Raw genomic sequence first — 13,527 nt, 5'->3', positions numbered from 1 at the left:
TCGAAGGGCGAGCCGGTGGAGATCAGTTTACGCATGAATGTCCTCACGATGGTGCTGTTCATCTTGCAGGCAAGACGCCAATCCGACTAGGGACAATGCCGGCGGATCAACGGTCCAATAGCAAGGCCCCGCTCAGCAGGCATTCACCCGCCGGGACGGCATGTTGGCTTGTCGTCTCCGCTTCGCGTCTGCCCGGCGGGAAAGCGAGTTTTAAATGGTCGCTGCAATTTTTGCTTGCATTCAGGAACAAAAACAGAACTATAAGTATCCGCGAGAGCAGGCGCAGTAACTCTGGGGGGTCAGAACCATGTCACGCCGCACCGGCGCCCTGGCGCGCGCATTTGTTGCAAGGGTTGTGCGCTGGCCGCTGCTGGTCCTCGCGGGGATTGTCCTGCTTGGCGCTCTGACCGCTCCATCCTCGGCCGTTACGCGTGACTATGCGCTTTGCTTCGGCGATGAAGAAGGCCCGGTCGACGACAACAGCGCCCTCTACAGTAAGGAAGCAAGTGTCGACAAGGATGCGGCGGACCGACGCATCGCAGCCTGCACGGTGATCGCAGAGGACACGACCGAAACGTCGCGCCTGCGCGCCAAGGCCTTTTTCTACCGAGCCTCCGCCCGCAACGACAAGAAGGACTGGGAAGGTGCCATCACCGACTATGGCGAGGCGATCGCGCGCGATCCCAAGCAGGCCGCAGCCTATTTCAACCGTGGCGCCGACTGGTACAACAAGGGCGATGACGATCGAGCAATCGCGGACTTCAACGTCCTCATAAGCCTGGATCCCTCCTCCAGCGAGGCCTATTCGAGCCGCGGCGCGGCCTTCTTGCGCAAGGGCAAGATCGACGCCGCTATTGTGGATTACCAGCAGGCGATCGCGGCGGATCCGCAAAACGGCGCGGCGCATACGGGGCTGGGTCAAGCTTGGGACATCAAAGGCGAGCGCGACAAAGCGAGCGCAGAATACAATGAAGCTATCCGGCTCGACCCGACCGACATGACCGCGCTTCTCAACCGCGCCCTCAACCGCCTCGACAGAGGTCAGTTTGATCAGGCCATTGCCGACTACGATGCCGCCATCGGCATCGACGCCAACAGTGCCGAAGCCTATGCCAACCGCGGCGCGGCTTGGCTGAGCAAGAATGGCTGGATACGCGCCATCGCCGATGCCAGCAAGGCGATCCAACTCGATCCTTCGATTGTCGACGGCTATTATTTTCGGGGCCTCGCCTGGGCCGGTAAGGGCGACAACGATCGCGCCATTGCGGATTTCGGCAAGGCGATTGACCTCGATGCCGACGATGCGCGGGCCTGGCTCGCCCGTTCGTTGACGCGGGCGCTGAGCGGCGATGCCATCGGGGCCGCCGCCGACTGCCGAAAAGCCGTCGCGCTCGACCCGAAAAGGACAGGTGGTTGCAACGCCGGAAATGCCGGCGCCGAAACGACGGACGCGAACACGGCGGCAACGTCCCCAGGTAATGCTCCGCAAGCGTCTGCCACGCTGGATCCTTCCAACCCCGCCACCTGGTACATCCAGGAAGGATTGAAGGCGCAGCTGGAAGGCGACGTACCGGGCGCGATCTATTTCTTCAGCTATGCGATCAAGCTCGACCCCGACAATGCCTACGCATATTACAACCGGGCGCTCGCCGAGGCGTCGCAAGGGCACGTATATCTTGCCACCAGCGACTGCCGGCGCGCCGTCCAGCTCGACCCGCAACGTGCAGGCACATGCGGCGCGCGCCTGCCAGACAAGCAGGCCGTTCCGGCCACGGGGACTCAGGATGAAGCAGCCGCCAAGATACTGATTGAACGCGCCGGCGCCCGTCTTGCGAAGTATGGCCTGGACGGGGCGCTTCTCGATTTCGATAAGGCCGTCAGCCTCGACCCGCACAATGCCGACGCCTATCTCGGCCGCAGCCGCGCCAAAGTGCTGAAAGGCGACGCGACAGGCGCGGCGGAGGATTGCCGGCGCGCCATCGAGCTCGACCCGAAGCGGGCGGGAACCTGCGGCGAACAAGTCGCAGGCGGCGACGGCACGCAGGCCCCGTCACCCGACACTTTACGGCTGCCGCCGGCAAATTTCGCAAACCCCGCTGTCTCGACCGGCGGGGAACCCAAGGACATTCAGGCCGACAATGCTCAACCGGATGTCACACTTCCCGGCTCCACGCTGGCGCGGGTGATACAGTCGACCGATCCGCGCATTCTGAGCGCGGTGCATAAGGGTGACGGCTTGTCGAAAGAGGGCAAATACGACGAGGCTGTCACTGCCTATCAAGAAGCGATCGCTCTCGATCCCGACAATCCTCTCGCCTACTTTGGCCGCGCCAGGGCCTTTGACGCCAAACATGACTACGCCCGCGCGATTGTCGACTACGACAAGGTCATTGAAAGCATTCCCGACATTGCCGCGCCCTATCTTCGCCGGGGACTCGACAAGACGCTGGCGGGCGACGGGGAAGGTGGCCTGGCCGATTGCTTCAAGGCAACCCAGCTTGACCCCAAGTCGCGCGATGCATTCTTCTGCACCGGAACTGCCTGGCACGTCACGGGCGACACCAAGCGCGCGGTTCAGGCCTATTCCATCGCCATCGAGATCGATCCCAAGGATTCCGCCAGCTATTATGCGCGCGGCATGGCGCGAGCCGATGGCAAGGACTATGCCAACGCTATTGCCGACTTCGACCAGGCCCTGACGCTCAACCCCGGCAATCCAGACTATGCGGCGGCGCGCAAGGTCACCGTGACCGCGCTGGCAGGGAAAGATGGCGCATCGGGGGCCGGTTCCGATCCCAAGAACGTCAAGGCGTATATCGAGCGCGGCAGGGCCTTCTACGGCAAAGGCAAATACGATCGCGCCATTGCCGAATACAATCGGGCGATCGCGCTCGAGCCGAAAATGGCTCTGCCCTATATCTGGCGTGCCATGGCTCTGGTCGAGAAGGGCAGATACGACGCGGCCATCGACGATTACGGCAAGGTCATCGAACTCTATCCGGCCTATGCCGATGCCTATTTCGGACTTGGCATCGTTTGGACCAGGAAGAACAAGGACGATCTCGCCATCGAAGCCTACTCACGTGGGCTGGAAATCGACGCCAACTATGCGCCCGCCTACTATGGGCGTGGCAGCAATTGGTTCGCAAAACGGGACTACGACCGGGCGACTGCAGATTTCGACCAAGCCCTCAAGCTCGACCCGAAGCTGGGTCTTGCCCGCAAGGCCCGTAAACTCGCGGTGTCGGCCAGGGACAAGGCAATCGCCTCGGGACGATCGGGCAAGCATGCCGGCCAGGCTGGCGGTCAGATGATAGAGCCCGGCGCTGCGTCGCCAGCGGCGCAGGCGTTCGACAGGGGCTCGAGATTGCATGATGGGAATGACTATGACGGTGCCATAGCGTCCTACAACAAGGCAATCGCACTCTTTCCGGCATTCCATGACGCCTTTGTGGCCCGCGCCATGGCTTGGGCAGACAAAGGCGATCATGCCCAGGCCGTCGCCGACTACAGCCAGGCGATCGCCCTCAATCCGGGTTTCGCCGATAACTACTACGACCGGGCTCAGAACCGCGAGCTCCAGGGCGATAAGGATGGCGCGCTTGCCGACTTCACGAAGGCCATCAGTCTTAGCCCCAAGGACGCGAAATCCTATAGAGGCCGGGGCCTCATAAGGATGGGCAGACGTGAGAACGACGCTGCGTTGGCCGATTTCGAAAAGGCGCTCAGCCTCGACCCCAAGAACGCTGTCGCCTATGTTGGGCGGGCCGCGGTGCGGTTGGCCAAAGCGAACTATGACGGAGCGATCGCCGACTGTAACGCCGCGATCAAGATCAAACCCGGTTTCGCTGCCGCCTACAGGGTGCGCAGCCAGGCGTGGGAAGCCAAGGGCGACCACAAGCATGCCGAGGCCGACGCCAAGAAGGCATTGAGCCTGGACAAGACGTGAGCTGTCGAGTTGTAACGCTGCGCCGGCGAGCTCTGATGGCCGGGCGTTGGGGGGACACTGCTTGCCCAATCCATCCACGAAAGCAGAAGGATCGCGCGAAAGCGCGGCGAATGCCTCAAGCTTGGCGGACGATGGCGCCGATGGCGTTGACGATGAGGCGGGCGGCGGTCAGCGCCGACAGGCCGTCGATATCGGCCGGAGGATAGAGCTCGACGAGGTCGAACCCGGCGATCCGGCCCCGCCTGCCGGCGCCCGCGATCAAGTCTATGGCCTGCGTGTAGCTGAGGCCGCCGGGCGTACGAGCCGCCACGCCGGGCATGATGCCGGGGTCGAGCCCGTCGCAGTCGAGCGTGACGATCACCTGCGCGCCTTCCGGAATATGCCTAAGTGCGGCTTCGACGCCATGGGCGTGAACCTCGCGCGCCGTCACCAGATGGCTGCCATAGCGCCGCGCCGCTTCGATCTCCGCCAGGCGCGCGCTGCCGACGCTGCGCATGCCGACCTGCACCGTGCCGGCGACATGCGGCATCTCGCTGACCCGGCGCATCGGGTTCGAATAGCCATGGCGCTCGCCATGAACTTCGTCGCGCCAGTCGATATGGGCATCGATCTGCAGGATCCACACCGGCCCATGGTCGGCAAAGCCGGCGATGAAGGGAATGGGCACGGAATCGTCGCCGCCAAGCAGGATCGGCACAGCCGGCAGGGCCAGGATCTCGCGCGTCTTCGCCTCGATGCGGGCGCGGTTACCGGCATTGTCATGCAGGACGGTCGGGACGTCGCCGGCATCGATGCAGCAGACCGGTTCGCCGTCGAACAGCGGGCCGCCGAGATCGAAATCCCAGTTCCCGACAAACGCCGCATCAGCCTGGCTGGCGGCGCGGATGGCACCGGCCGCCTCGGCATAATGGCTGCTGTCCTGGCTGGGATAGGTTGTGCCATGCCCGGCCCCGAAGATCACCACGCGAGGCTTGCAGCCACCGGCGAGGCGATCGGGAAGGCCGAGAAACAGGGGCGAACTGGTCATGTCTTGATGCCTTGAAGGTGAGTTATCGATGCGATCCGAGGGGTCACGATTGTGGCGGATCGGCTCGCGAACTTCGGGGAGGAGGCACTCCCTTGGTCCGCACATTCCCGTCTGGACGAGGCCAGCCATCTTGCCCGGGCGTTCCGGGCCTTGCAGCCGGTGATCGCTAGTTGGCCGATCCCAGCGCCTTGTCCATCGCTTCCTTCACGTCGGCCGGCCATGTCGCCGCCGCAGGCCAGGTGGTCGGGTCGCCATTGTCGCCGCGGCGGGCGAAATAGAGCTGGTGCCTGGCCGCGTCGACCGCCATGAAGCCGTCATTGCCGCCGCAATCATGCGGCACGCAGCCGCTGGCGTAGAAGGCGCCCGACGCGGTCTTTTCCGTGCCGCCGCCGACCAGCAGGCTGGTCGCGATATCAGGCATGTCCTTGCCCAGCAGCGTCTCGGCCAGCCTGTAGACGGCCTCGTTGTGGAAGGCGTCGATGATGTTCTGGTATTTCGAGGGATCGATGTCCTTCCAGTCGGTGCCCGGCTGCGGCGCGTAATGCAGGTCGCCTGCAATCGTCAGCCCCTCGGTGGGCGACCATTGCAGCGCCTGCTGCGAAGCGCCAGGCAGCAGATAGGGCACGAAATAGATGGCCTGGTCGGACACCGCCGCCGGTGGCGCGCCGCATTCGTCCTGTTCGACCTTGAGGGTTTGTATAGTGCCGCCTTCCGGCTTCCAGACGATGAGCGTGGCCGGGCCGCACTGATTGCCGCCATCGCCCACATCGACGAGCGCGACGTCGACCCCGCCGACCTTGACGATCTTGTCGAACGACACGTCGTAATTGCTGGCCAGCTGCTTGCCGTCATAGGCCAGCACCTTCTCGCCATACTCTTCCTGCTGGGTGATGGTCAGCTGCCCGCCCTCGAACGGGACCGGCTTCTGACCGTCATCGTCGGCCAGGGTCACATTGGCGGTGCTTGACGCATCCTGGCCGGGGGCGGGATCGTCGGCCGGCACGAGCACGAGGTCGCTCTGTGCATGCGAGGCGGCCATCGGCGCTAGAAGCCACGCCAGCGCACAGGCGCCGGCAAGAAGCGAACGTGTCATGACTGTCCCTCCGTTCAGTCACCACAGGTCCCGGCCGCGAGGCCGACCTGTCTGTCCAGACCGTGCCGCTCAGGCCCAGGGGCGCTGTTCGGCGTTGCGCTTTTCGAACGTGTCGATGGCGCCGGCCTTCTCCATGGTCAGGCCGATATCGTCGAGCCCATTGAGCATGCAATGCCGCTTGAAATCGTCGAGGTCGAAAGTGACGACGCCGCCATCGGGGCCGCGGATTTCCTTGGCTTCGAGGTCGATCGACAATGTCGCGTTGGAGCCGCGCGACGCATCGTCCATCAGCTTCTCCAGATCCTCGGGGCTGACGGTGATCGGCAGCACGCCGTTCTTGAAGCAGTTGTTGTAGAAGATGTCGGCGAACGAGGTCGAGATGACGCAGCGTATGCCGAAGTCGAGCAGCGCCCATGGCGCGTGCTCGCGCGACGAGCCGCAGCCGAAATTATCGCCGGCGACCAGGATCTGCGCCTTGCGGTAGGCCGGCTTGTTGAGCACGAAATCCGGGTTTTCCGAACCGTCGTCCTTGTAGCGCATCTCGGCGAACAGGCCGGTGCCCAGCCCGGTGCGCTTGATCGTCTTCAGATAGTCTTTCGGGATGATCATGTCGGTGTCGACATTGATGATCGGCATCGGGGCGGCGACGCCGGTGAGCTTGACGAATTTTTCCATGGCACTTGCCCGTGATTTTCGTTGCGCGAAATGTTGCTAGGCATGGTCTACACAAAGAAGGGGGCAAATAAAAGCCGACTGTGTCGGCTGCCTTTGGTCCATGGATCAATCGATCGGCGGACGAGCCGCTTCAAATGCGGCGGGCCCTGGTGCACCTTGCCGGCATGAGCGCATCGTCAAGAATCCACTACGCCAGCGAGCCTAAGCTCGACAGCGCCGAATTTCGCCAGGTCCTGATGGAGTCGGGCCTTGGCGACATCCGGCCGGTTGGGGACGATGCACGGCTCAAGGCCATGCTATCTGGCGCGAATCTCGTCCTGACCGCGCGGCGCAACGAGGAAGGCAAGCCGTTGGTCGGTATTGCCCGCGCCATGACCGACTTCTCCTGGGTCTGCTACATCTCCGAACTCGCCGTGTCCCGGTCGGCGCAGGGGCTGGGTGTCGGCAAGGGCCTGATGGACGAGGCGCGCCGGCAACTCGGCCCGTCCGTTGCGATCAGCCTTCTCTCCGTGCCGGACGCCGCCGCCTTCTACGAACGCATCGGCATGAAGCGCATGCCCGACGCGTTCTGGTTCAGCCGCGAGCGCTGACGACCATTCGGCCGCCGTTGCAACTGACAGGACGGGTGAAAGCCGGCGGGCTTGACCGGCGCCTCGCCTGGTCCACATCCCCACCATGGAAAAGCGTGGATCTTTCATAGGCACGGCCGGCTGGGGCATTCCGACGCGATACAAGGAAGACTTCGCTTCGGCCGGTTCTCATCTCGAACGCTACGCCCGGCGCTTTTCCATCGTCGAGATCAACAGCTCCTTCTACAAGCCGCATCGCCGCGAGACCTATGAGCGCTGGGCGCGCTCCGTGCCTGAGCATTTCCGCTTCGCCGTCAAGACGCCGAAGGCGGTGACCCACGAGCAACGGCTCGTCGGCTGCGAGCCGCTTGTCGATGTCTTTCTCCAGCAGGTCGAGGGTCTTGGCGAAAAACTGAGCGTGGTCCTGGTGCAACTGCCACCGAGCCTGGCCTTCGAGCCCGCTATCGCGCGCGCGTTCTTCACGATGTTGAGCAAGCGAACCCCGGCAAGGCTCGCCTGCGAACCGCGCCATGCGAGCTGGTTCGATGCGGAAGCGGACAAGCTTCTGGCCGGCTGCCAGGTCTCGCGTGTCGCCGCCGACCCTGCTCCCGTCCCGGCCGCGGCAGTGCCGGGCGGCTGGAGCGGCCTCGCCTATTTCCGCTGGCACGGCACGCCGCGCGTCTATTATTCGGACTACGACGCCGAAAGCCTCGAGCGGATCGGGCGGCAGGTACAAGCAACGGCCGCGTCCGGCGCCGAGGTCTGGGGCATCTTCGACAACACCGCCGCCAGCCATGCGCTCGGCAATGCGCTTACGGTCGATGCGATGGTTGCCCCGGCTTCGTCATCCTAGGGCGGAGCAAGGAGCGAAGCGACGCAGCGCAGACCCTAGGATCCATGCCGCGACGTTGAAGTGGTACATCGGTGCAGAACTTTGAAGGCAGCGCGCGTCGGTACGTCTTTCATTCTGTACCGCTGGCGCCTTCGGCAGCGGTAACGGCATGGATTCCAGGGTCTCCGCGGCGGAGCTTCGCTCCTGCTCCGCCCTGGAATGACGAAGGAAAATGGGCGCCTCGACAACCCTGAAGTCTGTTCGAGCCCGCTCAAATCACGTTCAATTCCCGGAATGCCCTTCCTTCGGCCACGCGTTCGTAGCCGAAGGCCCGGCAGTCGATCGTCCGGTAGCCGCCATGCACGATCAGCTCGGCCAGCGCCATGCCGACGGCCGGTGCCTGCTGCAGGCCGTGGCCGGAGAATCCGTTGGCGAAGATGAAATTGCCGACCTCGGGATGCGGGCCGATCACCGCGTTCTGGTCGAGCGTGTTGTAGTCATAGTGCCCAGCCCAGGCGCGTGTCGGCTTGATTGCCTCGAAGGCCGGTATGCGCGTCGCCAGTACCGGCCACATCACCTCTTCGAACAGGGGCCAATCGACGTCGAAATCCGCGGGATCGGCCGGGCCGTCGCCCTCCTCCGGCTCGCCGCCGCCGGTCAGGTAGACCGAGCCTTCCGGCCGCACATAGATCCCGGAGGGATCGACCAGCAGCGGCATGTCGGCAAACTTCTCGCGCGCCTCGAAGACGAAGACGTTGCGCTTGCGCGGCTCGACCGGCAGCGCCAGTCCGGCAAGGGCGGCGACCTTGCCGGCATTCGGCCCGGCGGCGTTGACGACGATGCCGGCCTCCAGCGTCTGGCCATTGTCGAGGCTGACGCCGGTGACGCGGTTGCCCTGCCTCTCGATGCCGGTCACACCGGCCGTGATGAAATCGATCTTCTTCTCCCGCAACGCCTTGCGGAACAGCATCAGCATGGCATGCGCGTCGAACCAGCCCTCGCCGCTGCGGCCATAGGCGCCCGCGGAAATGCCGTCGGTCGACAGCCAAGCGAAACGCCACCTCAACTGTTCGGGGTCCTCGAACACGATGTCGGCGCCCTCGGCGATCTGTGCCTCGTGATTGGCCTTGAGGATCGGCAATCCCTCCTCACCGGCGAGAATGAGGTAGCCGCCCTCGCGAAAGCCGATATCGGCGTCAGTGCCGAACTCTTCCTTGAGCCGCCGGAACAGTTTCAGCGTGAATTGCGACAGCCGGATGTTTTCGGGAATGGAGAATTGCTGCCGGATCGAGGCCATGGACAGTGTCGTTGCCGCGTGCGCGAATTGCGGGTCGCGCTCGATCAGGGCGATCGAGCCCGAAAACCCTTCCTCGCGCAGATAATAGGCAATCGAGGACCCGACGATGGCCCCGCCGATGATGACGATGTCGTAGCGCACTTCTTGAAACCCTTTCCGGTTCGAACCGCTGATCTCGAAATCACGCGGCCGGCAGGATGATCTCGAAGCGCGTGCCGCGGTCGGAGTCAACCAGCCTGATCGTACCATCATGCGCTTTCAGGAGGGCCAGCACGATGCCGAGGCCCATGCCGGTGCCACCCGATTCGCGCCGCGTGGTGAAGAACGGCTCGAAGATGCGCGCCCGGTTGCTGGGTGAAATGCCGGCGCCGTCATCGCCAACCAGCAGCGTCGCCGTGCCGCTGGCGCTTGTCGCGGTGATCGAAACCAGCGTCGCGCCGTGCCTGGCGGAATTGTCGATGAGGTTGGCCAGCACGATCGCCGCGTTTTCGGCCGAGATGCGCAAGCCGAGATCGCCGCCCGCCTCGACCCGGACCGTCACTCTGTTATCCGCAGGCAGCAGCGCCAGCCCCGCGCCAACCGAGGTGGTCTCGCCGCTGGGTGCAAGATTTTCGGCACGCGCCAGGTCGAGCAGCCGCCGGACCAGCAGGTTGAGCCGGCCCGCATCGGCGACGATATTGTTGGAGAAGCGCCGCCGCTCGGCATCGTCCATCGCGGCGCCCGAATCGCGGAGCAATTCGGCGGCGCCCTGGATCGCCGTCAACGGCGATTTGAGTTCGTGCGAGACGTGGGTGGCGAAGGTCTGGATCGAGTCCGAGCGCGCCTGCAGTTTTTCCGCCATGTCGAGAAAGGCGGCGGACAACTCGGCCATTTCGTAGGTGCCGTGATGGTCGAGCGGCCGGATCGCGTCACGATCGCCTGCGGCGATGCGCTGGGTGCGCTCGATCAGCGCATGGATCGGCCGGCTGATCGTGCGCAGGAACACCAGGCCGATAAGCAGCGTGCCGCCGAGGATCGCGATCGCGGCCAACGTCACCTTGCCGCGCTCGCCATAGAGATGTTTTATGATGTTGTTGGGCGTCCTCGACAGATAGACCACGCCGGCGACACGGCCGTCGACGGCAACCGGCAAGGCAACGAAGACCCGAACCCGCGTTCCGCGGCTGACCGAATAGAGCGGCGGCGTCGGCTGGTCGGGAATGCGCAGTCGCAGTTCGCTGGCATAGCGGCCGCCAAGCGCCTCCTGCACCTCCTCGACCGCGGCAAGCGATTGCCCGACCTCGTCGCGCCCGGCAATGACGACACCCCTGGGATCGAGCAGCCGGAAGCCGGCCAGCGTGGTTTTCTGCGTCGCATCGAGAATGCCGGACAGGCGGGCGCCGATCGCGGCGAAAACGGGATCGGCGACCGCGGGCGTCGCTGCCGCGCGTGTCGGAAGCACGCTGTCGGAAGCGAGATCCAGGCGCGGTTCGATCGGCTGGTAGCCCCGGTCGATGCTCCCGCCGGGATCAAGGCTTCGGCTTGCGCTCTCGTCCATCTGCGGCATCGGCGCGCCGAGCTTTTCCGGGGGAATGCCGGCATCGCGCACATCCCGCGCATAGATGGCGGCGATCGCGGCGCCTTGCGCGATCAGCTCCGCTTCGGTCTGGCGGATCAGTTGGTTCTCGTAGAGGCGGAAGAAGAACAGGCCGACCAGCGGCAGCGCCATGACCAGGACCAGGATGGCGACGACGACCGTGGCAAGGCGTGGCCGCCATTTGCGGCCGATCCATTTGCGCGAAGTCGTCAGCCGCATCGGCCAAGCCGGAAACCGACACCATGCACGGTCTCGATGGCATCCAGGCAGCCCAGCGCCGCCAGCTTGGCGCGGATGTTGCGGATATGGCTGTCGACGGTGCGGTCGGCGACATGGATCTTGGCGGCATAGGCGTTGGCCATCACCGCGTCACGGTCGAGCACATGCATGGGCCGCGCCAGAAACCCTTTCAGGATCGAGAATTCGATCCCCGTCAGGGCAAGGGGCTTGCCGTCGAAGGCAGCCGCATGGCTGGCCGGCGTCAGCGCCAGCTTGCCATGCGCGAACTGCCGGTCGTCGACCGGTTCGGGCGCCGCCGGGCGGGCGCGGCGCAGGATGACGTTGACCCGGGCGACCAGCTCGCGCGGGCTGAACGGTTTCGTCACATAATCGTCGCCACCCATTTCAAGCCCGAGGATGCGGTCGATCTCCTCGTCACGCGCCGACAGGAACAGCACCGGCACATCGGATGTGTGGCGCAGCCGGCGGCAGACCTCCAGCCCGTCCATCTCCGGCATGCCGATGTCAAGCACGACAAGATCAGGCGCGCGCCGTCCGATCGCCTGCAGGGCGGCGGCACCGTCGGCCACGGCTTGCGTCTTCATGCCGGCCTTTTCCAGCGCAAAGCAGATCACCTCGCGGATATGCGGGTCATCGTCGGCGACGAGAATGTGATGCGGCATGGGTCAGCGGCCCGGCAGGTTAGGTTGGAAACCGTCAGAAACCATGAGCGGACCTGTTCTGTCGAGATAGGCGAGCAGCCGCCAGTCTCGAAAGCTCCAGGCGCGCCAGTTTTGCTGGCCCGCGCGGTAGCGGATTTTATCCGATTTCTGCACGGCGACGAGTTGCCGGTTCGGTATCTCGCCGACGGCAGCTGTGTTGCTCTGTTGCGCGATCAGGCGATCGAGCGCCGGGAACGCGGCGGGGCCGAGCGAATGCACATACACGACATCGACGGGGATGCCCAGGCCGGTCATCTCGAAGGAATGGTCGACATTGTAATTGGCGATCGTTGCTGCGAAATTGACGAAGCAGCAGGCATAAAGCGTCAGGGATAACGTCAGAAGATTGGCGGAGGAGAGCCACGCGTTCGATTTTCCAAGCGCGATGCGGGCGATGATCAGGGCAAGGCCGGCGCCCACCAGCCCCATCCAGACGAATGCCGCGATGCGCCAGTAGGTCAGCGCATAGACGCCGATATAGAGATCGAGCCGCAGGATGGACGAGACGACCAGCATGATGTTCTGCGCCACCCAGGCATAGACCAACCGGCGGATGATGGGATCCGCCGATGTCGCGCTGCCGGGCCGGAGCGCCGCCAGCACGAAACCGGCGGCAAGCAGCGCGGTGACGATCAAGGGATAGGCGCCGCGATGCGCGTAGGCGGCGTAGCTCAAGCCATCGGGCAACGCGACCCCGCCCCACAGATAGGCGGCGTCGAGCCCGGTCTGCAGCGCAAACAGGACGTTGAAGACGACAAGCGCGCGCAGGATGGCGGGCCGGCCGAACACGATGTCCTCGACGACGCGCCTGTCCGGATCGGCCGCTGGCAGGGCATTGGCGAGGTCGTGCTTCACCCCGGCGACGCGTGGCCGAAATCGCGGCAGCCGTGGCCGCAGGAAAGCCCAGACGCCGGCGAGCACGAACAGCCAGAAGGCGATCCGCGCCAGCTCGATGAGGTCGAGCAGCTTCATCAGGTCGATCAGCGACAGCCAGTAATCGATGACCGGGTTGGCGGCGCCGAACAGCGCCAGGAAGACGGCGCCCAGTGTCAGCGGCATGACCCAGACGGCGATGGTGGCGAAGCGGACGCGGCGCCGACCGAAGCGCCGCACTGTCCTGCGCCAGCGGATAAAATCTCTGATGAAGCGAAACGGCGCCGCAAGGCCAAACAGCGCGATCTGGCAGGCAATGCGGGCCAGGCCGTACCTCAGGCGTCCGCTCAGCGAAAGCGAGAAGACGACCAGGGCCGCAAGTGCGATCGATACCGAAAGTGCGCTGACATTTTCTGCGAGCGGCAGCAGCGCGACAAGCAGGGCGACGGGCTTGACCCAGACACGGGCGTCGCTGAAGGCGGCGGGATGAAGGGCGATGACTGCCGCGGCAACCAGCATGGCGAACAGCAAAACGGTGATGCCGATGGGCTGGCCGTAAAACAGAAAGTCGGCGAGGACGACCAGCAGCGCGGCGACACCAAAGCGGCCGCAGAAGCTTGGCGCGGCGGTGAACAATGCTGTCATGACCCGGCCTTTCCGATCGTTTGAGGCCGGATTGCCGGCGGGCTCTTGCG

The 13,527-nt window shown here is 64.5% G+C and carries 10 protein-coding genes; 3 read left to right on the top strand and 7 right to left on the bottom strand.

Annotated elements, in window-relative coordinates; all coding sequences use genetic code 11:
* Positions 1-307 precede the first annotated feature (307 nt).
* On the top strand, positions 308-3,949 hold the full coding sequence (locus WC739_RS20390; protein ID WP_372954827.1) for a tetratricopeptide repeat protein: 3,642 nt from the start codon (positions 308-310) through the stop codon (positions 3,947-3,949).
* A 115-nt stretch (positions 3,950-4,064) separates the two neighbouring features.
* On the opposite strand, the gene WC739_RS20385 is transcribed toward WC739_RS20390, so the two are convergent.
* From WC739_RS20385 to leuD, 3 genes are all read right to left on the bottom strand, one after another.
* On the bottom strand, positions 4,065-4,976 hold the full coding sequence (locus WC739_RS20385) for an agmatinase (protein ID WP_372954826.1): 912 nt from the start codon (positions 4,974-4,976) through the stop codon (positions 4,065-4,067).
* Between the two features lie 166 nt (positions 4,977-5,142).
* Positions 5,143-6,069, bottom strand: coding sequence for a hypothetical protein (locus WC739_RS20380; protein WP_372954825.1), 927 nt, complete (start codon positions 6,067-6,069; stop codon positions 5,143-5,145).
* Between the two features lie 69 nt (positions 6,070-6,138).
* Complete coding sequence (leuD, locus tag WC739_RS20375) at positions 6,139-6,744, bottom strand: 3-isopropylmalate dehydratase small subunit (RefSeq protein ID WP_372954824.1); 606 nt, start codon at positions 6,742-6,744, stop codon at positions 6,139-6,141.
* Between the two features lie 134 nt (positions 6,745-6,878).
* Between leuD and WC739_RS20370 the strand changes: the two genes are divergently transcribed.
* Together WC739_RS20370 and WC739_RS20365 are read left to right on the top strand one after the other, a co-directional pair.
* Positions 6,879-7,334, top strand: coding sequence for a GNAT family N-acetyltransferase (locus tag WC739_RS20370; protein ID WP_372954823.1), 456 nt, complete (start codon positions 6,879-6,881; stop codon positions 7,332-7,334).
* Between the two features lie 85 nt (positions 7,335-7,419).
* The gene (locus tag WC739_RS20365) at positions 7,420-8,166 is read left to right on the top strand and encodes a DUF72 domain-containing protein (RefSeq protein ID WP_372954822.1); all 747 of its coding nucleotides are present in this window, start codon (positions 7,420-7,422) and stop codon (positions 8,164-8,166) included.
* Positions 8,167-8,416: 250 nt separating this feature from the next.
* On the opposite strand, the gene WC739_RS20360 is transcribed toward WC739_RS20365, so the two are convergent.
* The 4 genes from WC739_RS20360 to WC739_RS20345 are packed head-to-tail and all read right to left on the bottom strand — an operon-like array spanning position 8,417 to position 13,477.
* Positions 8,417-9,583, bottom strand: coding sequence for an NAD(P)/FAD-dependent oxidoreductase (locus tag WC739_RS20360; protein ID WP_372954821.1), 1,167 nt, complete (start codon positions 9,581-9,583; stop codon positions 8,417-8,419).
* A 40-nt stretch (positions 9,584-9,623) separates the two neighbouring features.
* Positions 9,624-11,237 carry an ATP-binding protein gene (locus WC739_RS20355; RefSeq protein WP_372954820.1) on the bottom strand — a complete coding sequence of 538 codons (1,614 nt, stop codon included), beginning with the start codon at positions 11,235-11,237 and terminating at the stop codon, positions 9,624-9,626.
* Positions 11,228-11,920 (bottom strand): response regulator, encoded by a 693-nt coding sequence (locus WC739_RS20350; RefSeq protein ID WP_372954819.1) that lies wholly within the window; start codon positions 11,918-11,920, stop codon positions 11,228-11,230. Before WC739_RS20350 ends, WC739_RS20355 begins: the two co-directional genes overlap by 10 nt.
* Positions 11,921-11,923: 3 nt before the next feature.
* A complete protein-coding gene (locus WC739_RS20345; protein ID WP_372954818.1) occupies positions 11,924-13,477 on the bottom strand; it encodes a DUF4173 domain-containing protein in 1,554 nt (517 codons plus the stop codon).
* Positions 13,478-13,527 lie beyond the last annotated feature (50 nt).

The sequence above is a fragment of the Mesorhizobium sp. genome (genome assembly GCF_041661565.1).
In the GTDB taxonomy this organism is placed as follows: domain Bacteria; phylum Pseudomonadota; class Alphaproteobacteria; order Rhizobiales; family Rhizobiaceae; genus Mesorhizobium.
This window is presented reverse-complemented; position numbering and strand designations above follow the sequence as displayed.

Coding starts and splice junctions, on each gene's coding strand:
- WC739_RS20380 (WP_372954825.1), bottom strand. CDS start 6,069: ATGACACGTTCGCTTCTTGCCGGCGCCTGTGCGCTGGCGTGGCTTCTA.
- WC739_RS20345 (WP_372954818.1), bottom strand. CDS start 13,477: ATGACAGCATTGTTCACCGCCGCGCCAAGCTTCTGCGGCCGCTTTGGT.
- WC739_RS20385 (WP_372954826.1), bottom strand. CDS start 4,976: ATGACCAGTTCGCCCCTGTTTCTCGGCCTTCCCGATCGCCTCGCCGGT.
- WC739_RS20370 (WP_372954823.1), top strand. CDS start 6,879: ATGCGGCGGGCCCTGGTGCACCTTGCCGGCATGAGCGCATCGTCAAGA.
- WC739_RS20350 (WP_372954819.1), bottom strand. CDS start 11,920: ATGCCGCATCACATTCTCGTCGCCGACGATGACCCGCATATCCGCGAG.
- WC739_RS20355 (WP_372954820.1), bottom strand. CDS start 11,237: ATGCGGCTGACGACTTCGCGCAAATGGATCGGCCGCAAATGGCGGCCA.
- WC739_RS20390 (WP_372954827.1), top strand. CDS start 308: ATGTCACGCCGCACCGGCGCCCTGGCGCGCGCATTTGTTGCAAGGGTT.
- WC739_RS20365 (WP_372954822.1), top strand. CDS start 7,420: ATGGAAAAGCGTGGATCTTTCATAGGCACGGCCGGCTGGGGCATTCCG.
- leuD (WP_372954824.1), bottom strand. CDS start 6,744: ATGGAAAAATTCGTCAAGCTCACCGGCGTCGCCGCCCCGATGCCGATC.